General features: G+C 55.4%; 19 protein-coding genes. 10 read left to right on the forward strand and 9 right to left on the reverse strand.

What is annotated here, in order from left to right:
* Positions 1-14: 14 nt before the first annotated feature.
* Both AC07PU_RS30940 and AC07PU_RS30945 read right to left on the reverse strand, forming a co-directional pair.
* On the reverse strand, positions 15-890 hold the full coding sequence (locus AC07PU_RS30940; RefSeq protein WP_495322105.1) for a DUF427 domain-containing protein: 876 nt from the start codon (positions 888-890) through the stop codon (positions 15-17).
* 32 nt (positions 891-922) lie between these two features.
* On the reverse strand, positions 923-1,333 hold the full coding sequence (locus AC07PU_RS30945) for a VOC family protein (RefSeq protein ID WP_495322106.1): 411 nt from the start codon (positions 1,331-1,333) through the stop codon (positions 923-925).
* Positions 1,334-1,555: 222 nt separating this feature from the next.
* On the opposite strand from AC07PU_RS30945, the gene AC07PU_RS30950 reads away from it, so the two are divergent.
* The 5 genes from AC07PU_RS30950 to AC07PU_RS30970 all read left to right on the forward strand — a co-directional run bounded on the left by AC07PU_RS30950 (position 1,556) and on the right by AC07PU_RS30970 (position 7,228).
* Positions 1,556-3,517, forward strand: a complete 1,962-nt coding sequence (locus AC07PU_RS30950; RefSeq protein WP_495322107.1) for a 3'-5' exonuclease — start codon at positions 1,556-1,558, stop codon at positions 3,515-3,517.
* A 256-nt stretch (positions 3,518-3,773) separates the two neighbouring features.
* The gene (locus AC07PU_RS30955) at positions 3,774-4,637 is read left to right on the forward strand and encodes a hypothetical protein (RefSeq protein ID WP_495322108.1); all 864 of its coding nucleotides are present in this window, start codon (positions 3,774-3,776) and stop codon (positions 4,635-4,637) included.
* A complete protein-coding gene (locus AC07PU_RS30960; protein WP_495322110.1) occupies positions 4,634-5,353 on the forward strand; it encodes a caspase family protein in 720 nt (239 codons plus the stop codon). Before AC07PU_RS30955 ends, AC07PU_RS30960 begins: the two co-directional genes overlap by 4 nt.
* A gap of 80 nt (positions 5,354-5,433) precedes the next feature.
* Entirely contained in the window at positions 5,434-7,044 is a 1,611-nt protein-coding gene (locus tag AC07PU_RS30965; protein WP_495322111.1) for an anti-phage dCTP deaminase, read from the forward strand.
* Positions 7,025-7,228 (forward strand): hypothetical protein, encoded by a 204-nt coding sequence (locus AC07PU_RS30970; protein WP_495322113.1) that lies wholly within the window; start codon positions 7,025-7,027, stop codon positions 7,226-7,228. The genes AC07PU_RS30965 and AC07PU_RS30970 overlap by 20 nt, the downstream gene beginning before the upstream one ends.
* Positions 7,229-7,794: 566 nt before the next feature.
* On the opposite strand, the gene AC07PU_RS30975 is transcribed toward AC07PU_RS30970, so the two are convergent.
* Positions 7,795-8,049 (reverse strand): hypothetical protein, encoded by a 255-nt coding sequence (locus AC07PU_RS30975; protein WP_495322115.1) that lies wholly within the window; start codon positions 8,047-8,049, stop codon positions 7,795-7,797.
* 729 nt (positions 8,050-8,778) lie between these two features.
* On the opposite strand from AC07PU_RS30975, the gene AC07PU_RS30980 reads away from it, so the two are divergent.
* The gene (locus AC07PU_RS30980; RefSeq protein ID WP_495322116.1) at positions 8,779-9,258 is read left to right on the forward strand and encodes a hypothetical protein; all 480 of its coding nucleotides are present in this window, start codon (positions 8,779-8,781) and stop codon (positions 9,256-9,258) included.
* 248 nt (positions 9,259-9,506) lie between these two features.
* Here AC07PU_RS30980 and AC07PU_RS30985 read toward each other — a convergent pair whose 3' ends face one another.
* From AC07PU_RS30985 to AC07PU_RS31000, 4 genes are all read right to left on the reverse strand, one after another.
* Positions 9,507-9,956 carry an SMI1/KNR4 family protein gene (locus tag AC07PU_RS30985; protein WP_495322117.1) on the reverse strand — a complete coding sequence of 150 codons (450 nt, stop codon included), beginning with the start codon at positions 9,954-9,956 and terminating at the stop codon, positions 9,507-9,509.
* 1,194 nt (positions 9,957-11,150) lie between these two features.
* On the reverse strand, positions 11,151-11,531 hold the full coding sequence (locus tag AC07PU_RS30990) for a type II toxin-antitoxin system VapC family toxin (protein WP_495322118.1): 381 nt from the start codon (positions 11,529-11,531) through the stop codon (positions 11,151-11,153).
* The gene (locus tag AC07PU_RS30995; protein ID WP_495322119.1) at positions 11,528-11,731 is read right to left on the reverse strand and encodes a type II toxin-antitoxin system VapB family antitoxin; all 204 of its coding nucleotides are present in this window, start codon (positions 11,729-11,731) and stop codon (positions 11,528-11,530) included. The genes AC07PU_RS30990 and AC07PU_RS30995 overlap by 4 nt, the downstream gene beginning before the upstream one ends.
* Before the next feature lie 282 nt (positions 11,732-12,013).
* A complete protein-coding gene (locus AC07PU_RS31000) occupies positions 12,014-13,282 on the reverse strand; it encodes a hypothetical protein (RefSeq protein WP_495322120.1) in 1,269 nt (422 codons plus the stop codon).
* Between the two features lie 494 nt (positions 13,283-13,776).
* Between AC07PU_RS31000 and AC07PU_RS31005 the strand changes: the two genes are divergently transcribed.
* Genes AC07PU_RS31005 through AC07PU_RS31020 form a run of 4 tightly spaced genes read left to right on the forward strand, consistent with a single transcriptional unit; the run spans position 13,777 to position 17,800 of the window.
* Positions 13,777-14,997, forward strand: a complete 1,221-nt coding sequence (locus tag AC07PU_RS31005) for a CaiB/BaiF CoA transferase family protein (protein ID WP_495322121.1) — start codon at positions 13,777-13,779, stop codon at positions 14,995-14,997.
* 44 nt (positions 14,998-15,041) lie between these two features.
* Positions 15,042-16,022: a Bug family tripartite tricarboxylate transporter substrate binding protein gene (locus tag AC07PU_RS31010; RefSeq protein WP_495322122.1), complete on the forward strand. Its 981-nt coding sequence runs from the start codon at positions 15,042-15,044 to the stop codon at positions 16,020-16,022.
* Between the two features lie 8 nt (positions 16,023-16,030).
* On the forward strand, positions 16,031-16,876 hold the full coding sequence (locus AC07PU_RS31015) for an HpcH/HpaI aldolase/citrate lyase family protein (RefSeq protein WP_495322123.1): 846 nt from the start codon (positions 16,031-16,033) through the stop codon (positions 16,874-16,876).
* A gap of 39 nt (positions 16,877-16,915) precedes the next feature.
* On the forward strand, positions 16,916-17,800 hold the full coding sequence (locus AC07PU_RS31020) for a LysR family transcriptional regulator (RefSeq protein ID WP_495322124.1): 885 nt from the start codon (positions 16,916-16,918) through the stop codon (positions 17,798-17,800).
* Positions 17,801-17,895: 95 nt separating this feature from the next.
* Here the strand turns inward: AC07PU_RS31020 and AC07PU_RS31025 are convergent, their stop codons facing one another.
* Positions 17,896-18,876, reverse strand: coding sequence for a Bug family tripartite tricarboxylate transporter substrate binding protein (locus AC07PU_RS31025; RefSeq protein ID WP_495322125.1), 981 nt, complete (start codon positions 18,874-18,876; stop codon positions 17,896-17,898).
* Entirely contained in the window at positions 18,873-19,802 is a 930-nt protein-coding gene (locus AC07PU_RS31030; RefSeq protein WP_495322126.1) for an amidohydrolase family protein, read from the reverse strand. Before AC07PU_RS31030 ends, AC07PU_RS31025 begins: the two co-directional genes overlap by 4 nt.
* Positions 19,803-19,834 lie beyond the last annotated feature (32 nt).

Raw genomic sequence — 19,834 nt, forward strand, 5'->3', positions numbered from 1 at the left:
AATTTCTTTTGAATTTAGACAGATTTGTTTCCTCGCTCGAATACTTCATCCACATCGAGCCCTCGATCGACACCATGCGGCGTGACTCCTTGCCCGGGCTCCATTAGCAGCTTCTTTCCGTCAAGGTAGATGTCGATTTTGTCTGGCTCGAACGAGACATAGTTCGAAACGGACTTCACCTCTGACCAGGCCTGCAAATATGACCAAGCTGCCTTTTTTCGGTCGCCGATGTCGTAGTAGCTTGCCAAGCCCTTGTAGGGGCAGAACGTTTGACCATCAGTTAATGTCAGACATGCGTCAACAACATCCTCGCGCGGGACATACCAGCGAGGAGCGAATCCCGATTCAAACAGTACAAGTGGCTTTGTCGATTCGGCGACGATGCGGTCGCTGTCTTTCACCACGAGATGCCTGGAGCTTTGGCGAATATCGATTCGATGGTACGGGTCCGCAGCGTGGCCGACGATTCGTTCGTCTTCTTCGTAAAATGCATCCATCGCCCGCCAGGCAAACGCGACCCGTCCTTCAAGGATCTCGGCATACTCTGGCAACTCTGTATGTTGCCAGGCAGCGTGCGCGGTCGATGTTTCTCCTTGCGCCACCGTGAACCACGCAGTCTTGCCGAGATCTTTGTGCTGGGTTACTCGTGTTTCCTCTGCAAGTACTCCCTCTCGTATATCGCGCTGGGGAAAGTACGCCACTGGATACCGTCCTGGCTCATGCAGTAAGACCACATCTTCGCTATCGACGATCCATTCGCCGCCTAGCTTCACTCTCATCCTTCGGCGCAAAGGTTCCGCGAACAACAACCGCGGCGGAAGTGGTGTGGCCGTCAAAAATTTCCCCACTCCCGACCCACTGATCGGGCCTTGTTGCCATGACAGTCCCATCTTGCTCTCCTATCGTTACGGATTCCGCACGCTCAGCCCTTGTAACCACGCTCCTGGAGCGTCCAAATGTTTCCATCAGGGTCGGAGAAGTCCGCGAAGCTTGCATAGTCGCGGTGGCCTGGTGCGATCCCTGCCGCCCATCCACCAGTCCAGTCGACAACATCCTTGTGCCGGACATCGCTGACATTGATTCCCGTTTCAATGAGCCGAGCCCGCTCTGCGATCAAGTCATTCGTCACTAGATAGAAGCCTCGCACAGTTCCCGAATCTTTGCTTGGTACTAAGTGGATGGAGCACGCCGAACCGGGCGGCGTCAACTGGATGACTTGAAAGGTCGGCGTTGGTCTGTAGTCCACATCAACATTGAAACCGACCTTGCGATAGAACTCGAGAGCGCGCTCAACGTTGGAAACGGGAACGGGAATAACCTCCAGAGCAAGCATGTGATCTCCGATAAAAATCATCAACCCCCCCCACGCGGGCGGGACGCGGCAAGAATACACTGGCATAAGTAACCTGTCAAAGATAAATGTATGGGTTACTAGAACGAAATGGACTAGGAGCACGCAAAGTTCGCTTTTGGCTTATGCTTCTGTGACAATTGGATACGCTGCCTGTCCGGCAGGGATAAGTGGCGACGTTGGAAGAAAAGAAGAGGGCGTTCGATGGCACTTTTCCCACAGGGCAAAACGACGGTGCAGTCCCGATGTAACCAGGGAGAGCGCAAGCTTTTCGAGGCTCTAAGGCGTCACTTACCAGACGATCACATTGTTTGGCACGATCTGCCTGTCGGCGATGCAGGTCTGCAGCCTGATTTTTTGATTCTTAGTCCCAGGCAAGGCCTGCTGGTTCTCGAAGTCAAGGATTGGAAGCGCGGTACGTTGGCGGGGGCGGACAAGCATCGTGTGGCGCTCAAAGTTGAAAGCGGGCTTATTAGTAGCCCACATCCGATTGCGCAGGCGCGAAAAAATGTCATCGCGCTAGTCGATCGTATGGAGCGTGATGCGGCGCTGGTGGCGTCCGAGGGAAGCTATCGCGGCAAGCTGCTTTTTCCGTGGGGTTGGGGGTGCGCACTGGTGAACCTAAAGCGCCAGGAGACTGAGGATCCAGCGTTTACGGAACTCTTTCCTCCGGAGAGAACGCTCCTGCGCGATGACTTGGTGGCTGAGGTTGATGGCGAGACATTCTGTCAGCGTCTGCGGTCGATGATGCAAGTGCAATTTCCGCACACTCTAACGATGCCACAGCAGGATCGGGTGCGCTGGCACTTATTTCCAACTTTGCGTGTAGCGCCGGCTCAGAAGCCGCTTCCGCTAGCGGAGCAAGGTGCGTCACGCTCCACCCCCATTCGCATGCATGACGTAGTGCACGTTATGGACATGCAGCAGGAGCGTGAAGCGCGTCGCATGGGGGACGGCCATAGGGTCATCCATGGGGTTGCGGGTTCAGGCAAGACGATGATCTTGGTTTTTAGGGCACAGTATCTGGCTTCTGCGGCAGCTGCAGTGGGGCGACCTGTTCTGGTGCTGTGCTTCAACCGCGCTCTCGCTGAACGGATTGCCTACTTACTTGCAGGCAGGGGAGTAGCGGAGAGCGGACATGGAGTAGTCGTTCGCTCTTTCCATAGCTGGTGTGAGGACATGGTTCGCACTTACCAACTGGAGGTAAAGGCTCCGCGTAGTCCAAAGGAAGCGTACTTCGCGGAGTTGGCGGCAACGGTGGAGCGAGCACTTGCCAGCGGATTTGTTCCAAAAGGCCAGTACACGGCCGTGATGATCGACGAAGCACACGACTTTGAGGATGCGTGGCTGCGCATGGCTGTCGAATTGGTGAATCCGGCGACAAGGGCATTGCTCGTCCTCTATGACCACGCACAAGCGATCTACAAGAAGCAAGCCCGTAAGACTCCGTTCAAATCATTGGGCATTGATGTGGTGGGTGGTGGCCGTAGCACCATCATGCGAACGAACTATCGAAACACAGCGGAAGTATTGAGCCTTGCCCTCCGCTGTGTAGAGGAGCTAATTCCACTGCAAGGTGTGTCGGATGGGGCCGAGTTGGGTAAATCCGATAGTGAGTACTCCGACGATCTCGAGGCAAGTGGCGCAGACGTGTCGGTCACGACTGTCCATCCAGATTCGGCGGGTCGCAGAGGACCGATGCCGGTGTTTTTTCAGGCCGGTACTGCGAACGTTGAAGCACAGTGGATAGTGCAGAAGGTCATGTATCTTCAGGCCGAGGGTGTGCGCCTCGAACAGATTGCTGTCGTCTTTCGATTCAAGGCATCGATGGAAGTGCTGGAAGATGCCTTGCGACGGCAGGGCATTCACTTTCAATCACTACGAACGACAAAAGCGCGAAATCTACGGTGGTCCGATGATGCTCTTCGAATTCTGACAGCCCATAGCGTCAAAGGCCTAGAGTTCTCCCACGTGTTCGTCGCTTCTATCGATGCCTTCGAGGATGCAAAGCATCAAAGCGCGTTAGAAGAGTTGCGATTGCTCTATGTGGCGATGACACGCGCGACTCTTTGGCTTGCACTATCGGCGCGGGAACGAGGCGGGTTAGCAAAGCGAGTGAAAGAACAGATCGACCAGTTGCAGATCGAATGGGCAAATCTCGAGTAGCCGTGGCTCCCGACCACCCATAGACATCGTTTTTTGATCTGACTTTATAAAGTCTTAATGAGAAAAAAGTCAATCCCTACAAGTTGGGTAGAAGATATGTCGTATCGAGAGCAAAGTTGATGGGCGGCGGGGACGTGCCTCGAGAACGTGCTGTAGGGCTCGCTTGCAGATACTCTGCTTGCCGTTTACCTGGCCTGAGTGAATCGATAGGAATCGTCAATACGGTTGCGATAGCAGAAGAAACTGAGGAGAGAAAATGTGCGGAGAACAGGAGGGCGCGTCCCCCGAGACCGCTCGCGGCTTAAGTGGTCGTGGGGACTACCAAGAAAAATGGCAGCACCATGAGGGAGGTCACCTGATCTACGTCTGTGTGGACTTCATTGTCCGCATAGATGAGAACGAAAGACTTGATTGGGAAACCAGCACTGAGTATGACAGTCGGATTGACAAAGCCTTTGATCCCAAACTTAAGGCGGAGATTCTTGATGAAGTGGCGCTGCTCGAAGCGGCGCCCTGCGAAGGGATGTCACGTGAAGCGCGTCGCGCATTTCTACGCTTGCTTGGAGAGGCGATTCGTTCCAATTGTCACTTCCAGTACAAGGCCGCAAAGAAAATGTTAGTCGACGCTCGCGGATTTTTGGTTGCTAGAAGCGCCGAAATATCACGTTTCTGGTACCTCGCCGCGAGCTTCGCAGCTTCAATGCCCTTTGCGATCGCCGGGGGTGTGCTTTGGTCGATGCGTGTATCTGCGCAAAACATCCTCGGGGCGAGCGGTTTTTGGCTTGCGATTGCAATGGTTGCGGGTGCAATAGGAGCGTTGCTTTCTGTCATTGTAAGGTCGGGTCAACTTGCAGTTGATAGCTCCGCTGGCCGAAAGTTGCACTATATGGAGGGTGCCTCGCGAATCGTGGCGGGCGCAATCTCCGGGTTCATTGTTGCGCTCGCCATTCGTTCAGAGCTCGTGCTTGCCTCAGTTGCGAAAGGAGACAAGCAAATCTTCTTCACGCTGCTCGGAGCGTTGGTCGGTGGGGCGGGGGAGCGCTTGGCGAGTTCCATTATTTCAAAGCTCGACGCCTCCGCGCGTCCCGTCATTAGCAACGAGAACGGAAAAAATAAATGAACAGATCTGCATTAATCATTGGAAGTCCGGATGACAAAATTCCTGGAGTGAAGGCTGATATGCTGAGGTATCGCCAGTTCCTCAGCAGCCCGGCTGGTGGTTTATGGTTTTCACACGAGATTGAAGTGCTTGAAAGCCCGCGCAAAGCCGCGGTTGTTTCGAAACTCAATTTGATGAAGTCATCAGATTATTCCATCGTGATATTTGCAGGTCATGGGCGCCATCCTGTTAGGCAAGGCCCGACGCATGTACTTTTGCAGCCTAACGAAGAGATGACGTCGTACGAGCTCGCGATAGGAGCTGATAAACATACGGTGATTCTGGACTGCTGCCGAAAGCTTGAAAAACAAATCGTTCTAGATAGTATGCAAGCTGCTGCCAAATCGGTTCGAAGCGACAATAGTTATGCCTGTCGGAAGGCATATGATGATTGGATTGCAAGTTGTGATCGCGGCGTCGTGACAATGTATGGATGCGATATAGATGAGACGGCTGGCGAGACTGTGCGAGATGGGGGGCACTTCTCGTCGGCGCTGCTGAGTGGAAGCGAGCAATGGGCCGAGCAGCAGCGGGGAGGCGCGTCGAGAATTCTGGAGGTAACAGCTGCACATGCGCTCGCAAAGACGGCCGTTGCTGCCCGCACCGGTGGCCGGCAGAACCCCGTTATTGATTACACGCGAGCACTCCGTCAGTTTCCGTTTGCAGTTCACGCATGACTCGTTCGAGGGAACGGCGCGAAAATAATCTCTAAATCTTAGACGTCAATCGAAAGAATTGGCTTGGTAATGGAGGAAAAATGAGTGCAGTGGTTAAGGAGGCGGCAAACGACGTTCCGCTTTTCAAAGAGAAAGATGAGCCAGAGGATACCTACTCGACTCTTCAAACTACTCACACAAGCGAGTTGGTAATAGCCTTGTGCGGACCAATCGGTTCACCTCTGCATGATGTGGCTGCAGCCATTCGAGCTTCGATAATGCAGCGCTATGGATACCAGTGCGAGGTCATTCGGCTGAGTGACTTTATCAGCGAGCACTTTTCCAGAGTAGGTGGCGAAAAGTCTATCCCGAAGGCTCCGAAGGTGGCGCGTATCGAAGCACTTATTCGCGGAGGCGATGAAATGCGGAAGGCGTTCGGCCCATCGATTTTGGCGGACCTCGCTGTTGCTCGGATTAGGCTCGACCGTCAGAAAAATGGCCGAGACGATACAGGAAGTAGATTCGTCAGTCGACGCGTTTGCCATATTATCGACTCTATCAAGAACCAGGCGGAGTTGGATCTTCTGCGTGAGGTCTATCGCGAAGTTTTGTATGTCTTCGGGGTTTTTTCGCCGACATCTGCACGCGAAGCCAACATGCGTGCCGCGGATCTTCCAAATGACAAGATCCATGTCCTAATGGAGCGAGACGCACGAGGTAGTTCGAATTTTGGTCAGACGGTCGGCGACACGTTTCCGCAGAGCGACTTTTTCCTGAGGATGGACACAAACTCTCAAACCGCATTGGCAATCAAGGTGGAGAGGTATATGGATCTGATCCTTTCCGCCAAAATCGTGACGCCGACCAAGGAGGAATCCGCAATGTATGCGGCATCTTCTGCCGCTAGTTCATCTGCCTGTCTGTCTCGACAGGTTGGAGCGGCGGTGACGGACTCGAGCGGAGAAGTGCTTGCCGTCGGATGGAATGACGTGCCGAAGGCTGGGGGAGGGCTTTATCAGACTGATCGAGACCGAGACCCTCAAGGCCAGCACGATCTGCGTTGTTACAACAAGGACGGCGGAAAGTGCTTCAACGATGAAGAAAAGGAATTACTAGCGGCGGCACTGGTTGAAAGTATTGGCGAGGATCTGTTGCAGGCGGATAGTGTCGACAAGGCTGTCAAAAGGATTTTGGGCGATAGGAAGCTTCAGGGTTTGATTGAGTTTTCTCGGGCGATTCACGCGGAAATGCATGCGATCTTGAATGCGTTGCGAATTAGCGGAGATAAGGTGCAGGGCGGAAGCATATTTGTGACAACCTATCCATGCCATGGATGCGCGCGCCATATCGTGGCGAGTGGGATTCAAAATGTTTATTACATTGAGCCTTACCGCAAGAGTTTGGCTTTGAAGCTCCATGGCGATGCAGTAACTGAGAATGAAAGTGCTACAGGCCTTGTGCGATTGCTTCCGTTCGAAGGGGTGGCTCCTTCGAGATATCTTTCGATATTTCAGATGAAGCCGAACTCGCGAAAAAAGGATCGCAAGCGGATAACAATAATTCCCGGAGAGGCCTTGCCAAAACTGGAGAAAAGCCTACAGTCGTTACCTGAGCTGGAGAGTATGGTTGTCAACAAGTTGGTGAAGCGCGGGCTTCTAACGGTACAATCTGCGGCTCTCGGGGGAAATGACGATGGACCACAAGCAGCTTGAACTGGATTTTTCCCAGCCTCAGGTCGATGAAGCGTCCCAAGGATGTCATGTGGTGGAATTCCGTGCATTCCTTGAAGCGCGGCGCAAACGTTTGGCTGATGAGGAGCGCGCGACGCTCGTAGCCGAAATTCTTAAATCCGTGGAGCACATCACAGGCCACTCGGGCGAAGCTGAAGCCATGTGAGCACTGGTGGTACTGCTTGCGTCGCCTGAGCGCACGTTCTGTTGATTAGGAGTTCTTCTCCTGCCTGAAAGTATGCGATGCAGTGCGAATGCTGCTCTGTCGCCGGTGCTGCGCGGCATCGGCATGTTTCGGCGCATGGGTAGATCATTCAGTTCGACGGCAGTGGCTGCGTAGCATAGTTCTAGCTCTGTAAGCTAGTTTGTCTTCTTTTTAGGGACGCGTTACCACGTAGTTGGCTTGACAGTTGATCAACACCATCGACTAGAAGTAAAAAAAAAGTGAAGTTCATAGGCGCGGGAGCTTTCACGCCGTTGGCATTCAAAAATACGTTCTTCAGGGATCGCGCCTGAGTCCTTGATTTGGCGAGAATGATGACTTCTGCGAGAACACATTTTTGGCTCGTTTTCTCGCATGAATCTGTTCCCCGGATAGCGGACCTGCAAATTGTGTTCCGCAGCTAGCGGGTACGTGAGCGGCTGGCCATCCCATCTTGATCGGAAGCAGGCGCACGCGGCACGATTTCTTCTATCGGCCGCAGTGCGGTTAATCAAGCTCGACAGAGATCGTCAAGATCGAAGCAGCCCATCTCCGAGCTCTGCGGCGTCGAAGAGCCTCTGTGACTCGCCGAAGCGGAAGATTTCCATCAACGACGCGCCCGTCTGAAGTCGCAGGTAAAAGACAACCGGAAGCGTACTGGGCTGCTTGGCCAGAATCTTCACGTCCCTGAGTACTTCGGCCGGAAGGTCGCTCAACGTGTGCAACGCCGCCTTGTCGTTCGCGAGCAGCTTTCGTCCGAGCGCTTGTTCGATCTGGGTTTCCATGGGGCGGCAGCCTACCTGAAGGCCGACGACGCAGCTGACCGCCCGCCGCGACAACGGTTTCGTCCATGCCGCCGCCCTCCGCGGCGCGCGCGACCACACCAGATTGCTGTCACGCAAGTGCCGGCCTCCGCAGATGAGGTTGCCCTCGCCGTTGTCGAGTCCACTGGTCTTTGACGCCCCGATCAACCCTCCCGCGCTGGAGGCCCCGCCGCGACTGAGCGCCTACGACGAACCTGGTGCAGCCCGGCATACCCAACCGGAGGTTAGATGACTGCCTTACCCTGAGATCCTGTCGCCTGCCCGATGTGTCTGGTCAGGGACGACGCCAAAAATGACGCACAAGCCTGTGGCATCAGGTACAGCCGGCCTCCCCGTGAGCGGGGTCGGCGCGAATTCCAGGCTGGTCGCGGTTCTCGCGGCCGGCCGCAGCTAGGTCAGCTTTGGGCCCGAAGCCGCCAGCGACGCCGGCCGACAGTAGCCGTTCAGAACCGCACCACCGGACATGGTCAAGACGAGGCAAGGTTACGCCGGGCCTGCGCGCCGCTTTTGGTGGAGTGTTAGTACTGGATTAGTATCCAAGCATTCTGAGCTCCACCAGCGTTCATGCGGGCTGCAGGCCGATTCAAAAGCCGAGTTTGGGATACAGGCGGCGACGTTACACAGCGCGTCTTTCTCCCTATAACCAAGTCAGAGTTCAAAGGCAAGATGCCGTCCCTTGCAAACCTAAACGTGGCCACGTTTATCCGTGTCACGCTCACGCCCGGAACGAAGGGCTGGTGGTCTTCGGTACCGGCTGTGCCGGGCTGGTACGCAGTTGAAACGGACGCTCCCGTCTCTGCGCTTGAAGTGCTGATTCCGGGAGCGAACTGTGCGAAGCACTACAACTTCTCCAGTCGGGCGGCCGCTGCAGCGCTCTTGCTCAGCTACGAGGAGATCATTCTTCCTCCAGCTGAGGGCCAGCCGTACATCGTCTACTCGGGAGAGGGCAGAGACCTCAAAGCTCGCGCCCGCGAACACACTCATGGAAACGGCGGCACAGGTTGCCTCGGGCTCAGCGGCTACCCCACGCTGACAGGCTACAAATGGACGTTCCTGTATCGCACTTGCGAAGCTCAAGTTCCTGGCTCAAACGGAGACAAGTTGCTTCGAACCCTGCTTGAGCAGCGCTGGCGCGGCCAGCATGGCTGGCCACTACTCTGCACCGAGTGAGCTATAGCCCCTTCATCGAGCCGACGCCCTAAAGCTTTCCGCCGGCGATGCGACCGGCTGCATTTTGCCGCTCTCGGGGCGAATCAGGCAGGAGAAGCCGCGCTCGCGTCGGCGGGGATCGTTGCGTTTAATTCGACGATCAATCGTAAGCTGCGTGGCGCGTCGCCGAATGTTCAGTGGCGTTCCGCAGCGAGCTTCGTACGGCACAACGAGGGGCGTGCGGGCCTCTCAGGGCATAGTCACACAAGCTATTTTTGACAAAAAGAGTTGGCATATTGTCGAGCGCCAACACTAAAGTGCTCGGAAAAAGAGTTGGCTATTTTTTCCAATTTCGATAATTCTGGATATGCCCTATAAACGGCTGGATCTGGCCCCTCATCGCATAAAAAATAATCATATTGGGAGCCCTGATAGGAAGAAAAAAAGAATGCCGCTGGAGGAATTTGCATTTCAGTCGAGAATTCTTCGGCTGCCTCAAAAAACCATTCTTTTAGAACCTTATATGCATGATAAAAAGTTTCTACATCTCTTCCGTATGATCCTGCACTTCGCCCGCATTGTTGAAGAAACCTTACAAACTCGGCGGGCAGCACCACTTTTTGTGCAATCTGAATCTCATTAATTTCCTCTTCCGTTAGTCCAATTATCGGGCTTTCTTCATTCAATCCCAATTCAATTAATTGACCGGCGAAATTCATTTCATTTTTTCGAAAACTTTTGCTGCCATCTTGTCATGTACGGGCCAGCTTCGGTTTTGATTATGCGCACATCGGGGAGCATCCCTTCTGCTTGTATTTGACCTTTATAGGCGAAGCAGGCGGAAAGGTCGAGCCCGCGTCGGCGAGGATCGTTGCGTTCAGTTCGACGATCGATTGCAAGCTGCGCATTTTCAATGGCGCATTCTCGAACGTTTAGTGGCATTCCGTACCGGCCATGACCCCATAAGGAGCGCAGTTGATTCGATAACTCTTCTTATCTCGACAGCAACTTGGACGCGCTCGATCTTTCAATCCAGCGATCAGAGAGAGAAGTCTTCCGCTGGATTGGTCGTTACTGAAATCCTTCGGCAAATCAACAAGTTAGACCAGCTTTGAGCCCGTCAACCTGAACTCACGCGAAGTCGGGAACACATTCCTGAATTTTCCGGGAAGACTTTTCGGCGCTTAGACGAACTGATTGATTTTACATAATATAGATAGTATCCAGACCTACGCTCTGACAAGCCGCGCTCCAATTCAGACCGATAGCCGACGGACTGGATATATACGCAGGCGTACTAGGTACCCTCCTTGACTCGAAAACAAGCCGGCGGCAACTCGAGCGCTAAGCTGCAGTGCGTCGACGGTCGCTTGCGTCCTGACTGGCGCCAGCGGCCGATTACCTCAAGCCTAGGGTGTGCTCGCGTAAAAATGGATTACGTAGATCTTTGCACGCGTTTCTTTTTCGCCTGATTGATCGCTACCTCAACGGCCGGGACGCTTCTCACAAGAGCCGCTGCCATAGCTGCACCTGGTGCAAACAACGTGCGCATCTCAGGCGACTGCTCTTCTGGCTGGATGCATTCAGTGCGCAAGGTCTTAGTTGCCGTCTGCTCGATGTATACCCAAAGAGGCTGATTCGCCCATCCGGGACCGGCAGCGAATGCTGGTACCACAGCGATGATGTGTTCGCCGGGATTTAGCTGAATAGGATTCATAGGTCTTCTTTAAGAAAATATTTCTAGTAAAGGCGTTCAGTCACATCGAACGGCTCTGCCCCGAGTCCCGGTTGCTCTGTTCGAAGAGGCGCCGCAGGGCAGCGGCACCTCGGGTTTCGATGACGTCTCTTGCCATGGCAAACCTTTTCGTTCTTGGCATCGATCGGCTCTAGTCAGCCTACATGGCTTCAGATGCTCAATGCACAGCGGGCCGATAGGCCACTGAAAATCGTTGGGCCAGATCGCCAAGACGTCTGTCCAATGTCCACAACCCTGCGCCGGGGGTCATGAGGGTGGATGCCAAGAGAGTAAGGTCGACAAGACCACATCCCAATCCAAACAAACGTTCTTTCTCGATAAAGATAAGCACCTCGCGCAGATTGGCCTGCTGCATGCTTTGCAGCTGCTGGAGATACCCCAGCGTTTGGATACGCGATGGTGGAGTTCCGCATGCCAATTCCCCCAGGACCATTGGATGCATCAATACTTGATCTAGGCCGAGCAGCTGCTCCAAGGCGGTGTTACGCGCACGAAAGTGATCTACCCAAACCGATGTATCAACCAAGATCAGCTTCACGAACTCGAACTTTCGCGACGACGGGGAACGTCGGGCATTTCGGGCGTAAGCCCCCCAAGCGCGGCGAGACGTTTGGCTGCTTGAACCCTCACGAATGTCTTGATAGCTTCCCTGAAGAGCTCTGCCTTGTCCATGCTCGGATCCGCAACCTCTAGTGCTTCTTCATAAAGCGCATCTTCAATGGTAACTGTCGTTCTCATAGTCAATCTCCATGCATCTGGATTGATGCAGTATATCATCAAATTTGGTGCTATACTGCGGTCGTCACATCTGAGAAGCCGCCAAGGGGGCTGGGAGCGGGGTTCGGCTCCCAGCGGGTACGCCGGAACCCGCCAAATCGGTCTTGCCCAACCCCTCCGGCTTCTGAGCTCGCCCGCTTTCCGGCGTATAGAGGTGTCGTCGACGTGGAAGCCGCCTAGCTTTAAGCGGCATCACCATCTTGATGGATGGCAAGCTTCAGCTCGTCTAAACGGAGACGGCTGTCAGATTTCCGTTTCGTCGCCAACAGATCGATCGATTTCAGAGTTCACGATGCGTGGCGTGTTCGATGCTTGTTCTCCCTTCAGCCGTTCAGTCGTTGGGTCTAAATCTTTCGCAACTCCAAGTGCCCACTCGCGCCAAAGGCTGAAGGTCGGCGCTATGGCTTGAGATGATTGATTTTGTGCGTCAAGGTGCTCGATATATCGATATAGAAGTTTTGAAACTTCCCATGATCTTGCTTCGACAACTAGAGCGTCACATCGAGCCTTTTCTGCCTCTCTGAGCCGCTCCATCTCTTTGGCGCGTCGTTGTCTTTCGTAGGCTGCCTGTGCCTCAGCTTCCATCGCAAGCTTTTGCTCAGCCCATCTTCGTTGGGTCGCGACAGAGCGCGAATGCTGATTTTCAACGGCGGCCCAGATTAAGCTCCAATCCCCCTCAAGCTTCTCACTGCTGCGGTCCGTCAATGACGCCTCTCCGTAGCCCATCTGTTCGACAGCGAGAGTCAAGCGACCGCTCGGCTCGGAAACTCTCACCTGCCGCGGCTCATCTCTCCACGAGTCCTTTTCCAACTGAAAGCTCTGGCTCAGTTTCTCGACCAGGCGCAAGTCGACGTAGGCCCCCGATCGAGTGGCCCGCAGCCGCTCACCATCCTTTTCGAGGCTGACTACAAAGCCCCGCTGCTCGAGCCCTCTGACCAAGAGGTCAAAGAGCCTCAGTCCGCGTCGGTAAGTTCCCAGTGAGACGCGAAGCATTGATCGGTGATGCGTGCGTCTGAGTATTTGCCCTTCGATCTGAAAGTGTCTCCAGTTTCCATAGCGAGGGACCGCACCTCGATATTGGCGACCGGGATTGGTGAGCTCCCAGTCATGCTTGGCCTTGAGTTGAAGCGCTTCCTGCGCAGCTTGCTCATAGACATCCACGAGATGTCGTATCAGTGGATGAAAGGCCTCGGCCTTTAGCTTGGCAGCTTTCGCAAGTTCGACCGGAGCTTGGGGAGGCACCGGCGGCCCTGTCGGCGAAGCGACCTGCTTGCGATGCGCCTTGACGCCGCCCTCCTCCATGGCCGCTTGCAGCGGTGGCAAGGACGGACGAGGAATCTGGTAGCCCGCAGCGGTCCGTGTCCAATGCCCGGGGTTAGGTACGGGAATCTGCAGCTTCGAGCAGAGTTTGCGGAGTTCTGAAGCGCTCAAGCCGTACTTGGGCGCGAGGTGAAGCATTGGGGTCGCCCAGATATCCTCAAAAAGCTTGCGGCGGTCGATGTTGCTGCTCATGGCTGCCTGAGTATCGGCCTCTGCGGCCCCGCTCGTCCGTAACAAGGGGTCAGCACCGACGGTACGGACATAATAGATGGGCATACCGACCTCGATGAAGCATCGATTGCCTCGGCGCTACCTTTGTGCAAGGCAGGACGGGTGCAAGCGCTTACCGTGATTTCATTGCGGCGCGGCGCTTCTACAGGTTCCATCGTTCTCCGACCTTGGCTACAAAGAATCTAGCAATGGTCGAGTGGTACGGCGTTTTTGTGCCTGCTGCCATATCTCTGGGCGTTGCAGACCAAATGAATCCGAAGATCAGTCGCGTGCTCCAGTGGCCAGAGGTTCGTGCCGTCATCCTCACGCGCGAGCAGGGAGAAACGTCCCGCATCTCGCGGCAGGACCAGCGTATTTAGTGCGCTTGATAATGCACTTCAGCATAAGTCATTGGACCGTCTAGAGATGGCTGCCTAGCATTCGATCAGCAATGTTTGCAAGTATCGAAGCGGAAAATGACGGCAACCTCCCCCTCAGAGAAGAAATCGCAAGCCCTATCGGGCATTCGGGTGCTAGATCTAGGCACTTTTGTTGCGGGTCCGTTCTGCACCACCATCCTTGGGGAGTTTGGTGCAGAGGTTATCAAGGTCGAGCAACCAGGCACGGGCGATTCGTTGCGGCGCTTTGGAACTAGGACCGACTGCGGGGATACGCTCATGTGGCTCAATGAGAGTCGCAACAAGAAATGCGTGACGCTCAACCTTCGTGACCCTCGAGGCCAGGCTGCTCTGAAAAGGCTGGTCGCTTGTAGCGATGTGATCGTAGAGAACTATCGGCCTGGTGTTCTTGAGCGTTGGGATCTTCCCTGGGAAGAAGTTCAACGCATCAACCCGCGGGCCATCCTGGTTCGTATTTCCGCTTATGGGCAAGAAGGCCCCTACAAAGGCCGCCCGGGATTTGCGCGCGTAGCTCACGCATTTTCGGGACTTGCCTACCTCGCGGGTGAGCCTGGCCGAATTCCGGTGACTCCGGGCTCGACATCGTTGGCCGACTATGGATCCGGTATGTACGCAGCGATCGGCGTGCTGCTCGCCCTGCGGGCGCGCGACGTGACCGGTGTGGGTCAAATGGTCGATCTGGCCCTCTATGAATCGATGTTTCGAGTTCTCGATGAGATGGTTCCTGTTTATCAACAAACGGGTGAGGTACGGGAACGACAAGGCGCAGACACCGTGAACGTGGTTCCACATAGCCACTACCAGACGCGCGATGGTAAGTGGGTGGCCATCGCGTGCACCAACGACAAGATCTTTGCCCGCCTTGCGCAAGTCATGGGTGAGCCCGAGCTTGCATCGCCTGAACGCTGGGGTCCAGTGCAGCATCGCTTGGCGGAGCGACCGGCAGTAAATGCAAAAGTGGCTGCCTGGACTGCATCTATCGACTGTGCCGACGTACTCCAGCGGTGTGACGAAGGCGGTGTACCGGCCGCGACGCTCTATAGCGTCGCAGACATATTCGAGGATCCACAGTATCAACTGCGCGAGAACATCAAATTGGTGCCTTCGCGAATCGGTCCGGTGGCAGTCCAGAACGTCATTCCGAAGCTTTCAAACACCCCCGGTTCGATTACCTGGCTCGGGGCGGCTCTCGGTGAACACAACGAAGAGGTTTTCCAAGGACTGCTTGGTATGAGCCCGGCGGAACTGAATGCTTTGCGCGAAGCCGGGGTGATGTGATAGCTGAGTCCTTCCAGAGGATGAAAAGACAACCGGAGACAAAAATGAGCAAACTAAATTTTCTGCGGGCTTGGTCCGTCGCCCTGACCTTTGCCGCGATCTGCGGCGCTTCATCCGCGCAAAGCTGGCCAGCCAAGCCCGTCAAACTCTTGGTGCCGACCCCGCCCGGGAACGCGTTGGACATTTCAGCTCGCCTTCTGGCAGACAAGCTTGGCCAGATGTGGAAGCAATCGGTCATCGTGGAGAACAAGCCCGGTGGAAGCGGCGTCCCGGGCATGGTCGCCGGCAAATCTGCGGCACCAGACGGTTACACCATCGTGGTCGCACCTTCATCCACCATGGCAATCAACCCGGGCCTGTATCCCAAGCTGCCATACGATCCGCGCAAGGACTTTGATACGGTTGGGGGTGTATACCTAGGCCCGATCATGTTGGTGGCAAATAACGCCTCGCCATACAAGACCGTTGCAGATGTGGTCGCCGCAGCCAAAGCGGAGCCGGGCAAGGTGGCTATCGCGATCGGTGGCCCACCTGGTACGACGCAGCATCTATCGGCCGAGCTTTTCCGGCACCGGGCTGAGCTGAAGGTGATCAGCGTGACCTACAAAGGTAGCGGACCCGCGATGCAGGATGTGATCGGTGGGCAGGTTCCCCTCCTGTTCGATAGCGTGGCGTCGGCTTTGCCCCAGATCAAGGCCGGTACTGTGCGGCCGATCGCTGTCGCCACTGCTCAGCGTATGCCTCAGCTTCCAGATGTGCCCACAATCGCGGAGCTCGGCTATCCCGGCTTTGAGGCTGTCAGTTGGGGTGGGCTGGCGGTGCCACACGGCACCCCGCAAGCGATCATCGATCGGATCGGCGCGGATGTGAAAACGGTCGTGAGCGACCCGGTTGTGCGAGAGCAGATGCTCTCGCGTGGTTTGCTGCCTGATCCACGCGGCGCGGCTGCTTGGACTGCATTCATCGATGCTGAGATTGCCAAGTGGGGCGATCTCATCAGGACCGCCCACATCACTGTTGACTGAGAACTCATATGGCACCCCTTCACTCCTTTCTTTTCGTGCCGGCAACTCGTCCGGATCGATTTCCTAAGGCTGTCGCAACTGGCGCGGACGCTGTGATCGTGGACCTTGAAGATGCTGTGGCTCCCGAGGACAAGCTGAAGGCCCGCATGGCGTTGGCAGAGGGGGCAGTTTCCTTGCGATCTCTTTGTGATGCCGCCGGTTGCCAGCTTCTCGTGCGACTGAACGCAGTGACGACGACATGGTTCGAAGAAGACCTACGTGCGTGCGCCGCCCTTCCGCTGCACGGGCTAGTGGTGCCAAAGCCTGATTCCGGAATCGCAATTTCGCATCTGGGTGGAGCGTTTGGGCGGGACCGAGCACTCTATCTGTTGGTTGAATCCTTGGCCGGATTTCACAACATAGCGGAGATCTCGCGCGTTCCCGGTGTGCGGCAACTCATGCTCGGAGCGGCTGATCTGATGCTGGAGGCCGGTGTTGTCGATGATGACGAACCGTTGAACTACTTCCGATCGCTATTGGCGATGTATTCCAAGCTGGCGGGTCTGGCGGCGCCTGTCGATAGCGTTTGTCTCGCGTTGAATGATCAGGCGCAGCTAAGTGCGGAGATCGAACGAGCTAAGCGTTTTGGTTTTGGTGCGAAGCTGTGCGTTCATCCAACGCAGATTGAAGCAGTGAACTTTGGCTTCCTCCCTCCAGCTGCTGATCGCCAATGGGCACGACGGATCCTGAGCGCGGCTGGTTCCGCGAACGGAGCGGCCATCAGGGTGGATGGACGGCTCGTTGACGCGCCGATCCTCGAGCGGGCTCGTCGAATTTTGGTCGCGGCAGGCGAGTCGGCCGGGGAAATGAGCTAGTGCTTAGGTCGTAGAATGCCGCTCCATATGGGAGCGCCCGTGGACATGCAGCATTTGCGCGCCTTCGTTGCAGTTGCGCGCGAGGGTAACCTTACGCGCGCTGCAGAGAGTCTGCACCTCACCCAGCCTGCTGTGAGCATGCAGATCAAGAGTCTGCAGGAGTTGCTTGGCGTAGCGTTATTCAATCGTACGGCGAGAGGTTTGATGCTCAGCCCGCAGGGCCAGACGCTGGTTCCTGTCGCTCAGAAGATCCTCGAGACCGTGGACGACTTCGGCCACATGGCGGAGGCCATGCGCAACGGTGTGTATGGATCTCTCAGCATTGGGACCATTCTGAATCCGGAGACGATCCGTCTCGGGGCCTGCTTGCAGTACCTGGTTGAACATCATCCCAACGTACAACCGCGGCTACGCCACGGTATGTCTGGTTGGGTGCTCAACCAGGTGCGAAATGGTGCGCTTGACACGGCGTTCCACCTGGGCGCTGCGGGAGAAGTTGCAGGCCAAGAATTCCACGCGGTCCTTCTGCGCCCTGTCGTCTACTATGTGATTGCTCCACGCGGCTGGGCGTCGCGCGTACGAGGCAAGCGTTGGAATGAGGTCGCAGCGCTACCTTGGGTCTGGACGCATGAGCATTCCACACATCATCGAATGTTGACCAGAAAGTTTGATGAGTTGGGCGTACGCCCGACGATTGCCGCCGAGGTAGACCTCGAGGCATCAATGATCGATCTGGTTCTCTCTGGTGTGGGTTTGTCGTTGGCCAGGGATTCGATTGCTTTGCAGGTCGCTCAAACTCACGGCTTGGTGGTTGAGCAGCGGCTGAGCTTGACGGCCGAACTGAGCTTCATTTCGCTAGCTAAGCGAGCGGATGATCCGATTGTGCAAGCGGCGTTTGCAGCTGTTCGAGCCACCTATAGCTAGATCCTGATCGCGATCTCGAGCGGATGGTCCTGCGCCACCCTTGGCAGGGAAGGTTCGTCTTCTGAGGAACCTTCTCTGCGTATGAGGGTGCTGGACTAGTCCAATGTGATTTCCGCAGCCTTTATCACTTCATGCCATTTCTGCGTTTCTGCAAGCATGTAACTTGAAAAAGCTTCGGGAGTTCCGGATATCGGCTCGATATACGCCTTTTTCATCCATTGCTGGACGCTCACATCGCCCACTGCAGCGGTGAATGCTTCATTAAGTTTCTTGACTACGGAGGCAGGCGTTTTCGCCGGCGCTGAGAATCCATTCCATATGTACGCTTCGAAACCCGGCAGCCCAGATTCTGAGATGGTCGGGACATCTGGCAGGTCGGAAATGCGCTGAGGGCTGGCAATACCGATGGCCCGCAGTTTTCCTGCGGTGAGGTGCGGAAGCGCGGATGCAACGTCGAGGAACATGGCGTGAACTTGGCCGCTCAAGAGGTCATTCAGTGCGTCCGCACCACCCTTGTACGGTACCGCAACCATGTTCAACTTTTGCCGATACTTGTAGAACTCCATGGCCATGTGGACTGGCGCACCAGGTCCAGGGGCACCATAGTTGATCGTGCCGGGCGCACGCTTGGCCGCCGATACGAAGTCCGAAGAACTTTTCACATCAAGCTTGGCTGGATTCACGAGTAGGAGGATGGGAATGCGCCCCCCGAGAGATACAGGCGCGAAGTCGGCTTGTGGGTTGTAACGTAAGCGTCGATATAGGCTTGGGTTCAGGGCATACGTACCAAAGTCACTGAAAAGTAGGTTGTACCCATCTGGCGTGCTTCGAGCCACGAACTCCGCTCCGATTGTGGAGCTTGCTCCAGGTCGGTTTTCGATCACCATCGGTTGCCCGATGAGCTCGCCCGCCTTCTGGAACACGGCACGAGCGAACGCATCGGTTGCCCCTCCTGCGGGATAGGGCACGGTCACCCTGATCGGTTTCGTTGGATAACTTTGAGCCTGCGCCAAGGTCTTGTCGACACCTAGCAGAGAAGAGGCTGCAATCATCCCAAGAATTTCTCGTCTTTTCATTTTGTCTCCATCGTTGATGTTTTAGGCAGTTGGATTCGATAGACCCACTCGGCGTTTTTGAAAAATAGTCGGTCTTTCTCTGCTTGAGAAAGATCTGCGAACAGCTGTAGGTACGAGGACCATACGTATTGATAGGGCCGGGCTAGGGTCTCAACTGGATAGTTGGACGCAACCATGCAGCGGTCATCCCCGAAGATTTCGAGGCAATCCCGAACGGTTGGTCGGACGCTGGCTGCGGTCCAGTTTCGATCGAAGAGTCCAAAGCCAGAGAGCTTCAAGAAGACGTTGGAATAGCTTGCGTAGCGACGCATATGAAGCTTCCATCGAGCTAATCCCGCCTCGTCGCGCCACAGTGGTAGCCCGCAATGAGTAACAACAAATGTCGTCTCGGGGTTGTCGCGCATGAGGGCTGCCACGTCGTCTGCCTGATAAGGCATGGCGTGGACCTCGAAAACCAGATTGTTTCGAGCGAGCAGCCTAAAATTTCGAGTCCACTTGGGATCAACAAGAGGGTTGTACGGGCGCGAATCTAGTGGGCCCTTGTGAAGAATCTGCCGGATCCCGCGCATGTTCGGATAACGGCAATGCTCTTCGAGTGTTCGTGCTGCGTCGTCCGCTTGGAGTTCTATGTTGGCGATGATCGCTTGCGGTAGACCCCCAGGGGAATTCTCGTTGGCGATGCGTTGCAGCCATCGCGTCTCGCGCACATGATCGCTGGGGTCATGGTTGGCCTGAATGTGCACGAGGCCTTGGACATCAAAATCACCCGCGTCGTGAAGTAGATCGGCGACAAGGTAGTTTCTCTTGATCGAAGAGTAGTCGCCACAGTCGATCGCCATCGACTGTGCATCCTTAGCCAACCATGGATAGGAGTTCTCTTTCAGATCCCAAAGGTGTATGTGGGCGTCAAGGATTTTTTGTCTCATCTTCTGTCATCTCTTGTCTTGACGTGTATCCG

The sequence above is a fragment of the Variovorax sp. GW821-FHT10D07 genome (assembly GCF_059415325.1).

Coding starts and splice junctions, on each gene's coding strand:
- AC07PU_RS30985 (WP_495322117.1), bottom strand. CDS start 9,956: ATGAATTTCGCCGGTCAATTAATTGAATTGGGATTGAATGAAGAAAGC.
- AC07PU_RS31030 (WP_495322126.1), bottom strand. CDS start 19,802: ATGAGACAAAAAATCCTTGACGCCCACATACACCTTTGGGATCTGAAA.
- AC07PU_RS30995 (WP_495322119.1), bottom strand. CDS start 11,731: ATGAGAACGACAGTTACCATTGAAGATGCGCTTTATGAAGAAGCACTA.
- AC07PU_RS30975 (WP_495322115.1), bottom strand. CDS start 8,049: ATGGAAACCCAGATCGAACAAGCGCTCGGACGAAAGCTGCTCGCGAAC.
- AC07PU_RS31025 (WP_495322125.1), bottom strand. CDS start 18,876: ATGAAAAGACGAGAAATTCTTGGGATGATTGCAGCCTCTTCTCTGCTA.
- AC07PU_RS30950 (WP_495322107.1), top strand. CDS start 1,556: ATGGCACTTTTCCCACAGGGCAAAACGACGGTGCAGTCCCGATGTAAC.
- AC07PU_RS30970 (WP_495322113.1), top strand. CDS start 7,025: ATGGACCACAAGCAGCTTGAACTGGATTTTTCCCAGCCTCAGGTCGAT.
- AC07PU_RS31015 (WP_495322123.1), top strand. CDS start 16,031: ATGGCACCCCTTCACTCCTTTCTTTTCGTGCCGGCAACTCGTCCGGAT.
- AC07PU_RS31005 (WP_495322121.1), top strand. CDS start 13,777: ATGACGGCAACCTCCCCCTCAGAGAAGAAATCGCAAGCCCTATCGGGC.
- AC07PU_RS30955 (WP_495322108.1), top strand. CDS start 3,774: ATGTGCGGAGAACAGGAGGGCGCGTCCCCCGAGACCGCTCGCGGCTTA.
- AC07PU_RS31010 (WP_495322122.1), top strand. CDS start 15,042: ATGAGCAAACTAAATTTTCTGCGGGCTTGGTCCGTCGCCCTGACCTTT.
- AC07PU_RS30940 (WP_495322105.1), bottom strand. CDS start 890: ATGGGACTGTCATGGCAACAAGGCCCGATCAGTGGGTCGGGAGTGGGG.
- AC07PU_RS30945 (WP_495322106.1), bottom strand. CDS start 1,333: ATGCTTGCTCTGGAGGTTATTCCCGTTCCCGTTTCCAACGTTGAGCGC.
- AC07PU_RS31000 (WP_495322120.1), bottom strand. CDS start 13,282: ATGAGCAGCAACATCGACCGCCGCAAGCTTTTTGAGGATATCTGGGCG.
- AC07PU_RS30960 (WP_495322110.1), top strand. CDS start 4,634: ATGAACAGATCTGCATTAATCATTGGAAGTCCGGATGACAAAATTCCT.
- AC07PU_RS30965 (WP_495322111.1), top strand. CDS start 5,434: ATGAGTGCAGTGGTTAAGGAGGCGGCAAACGACGTTCCGCTTTTCAAA.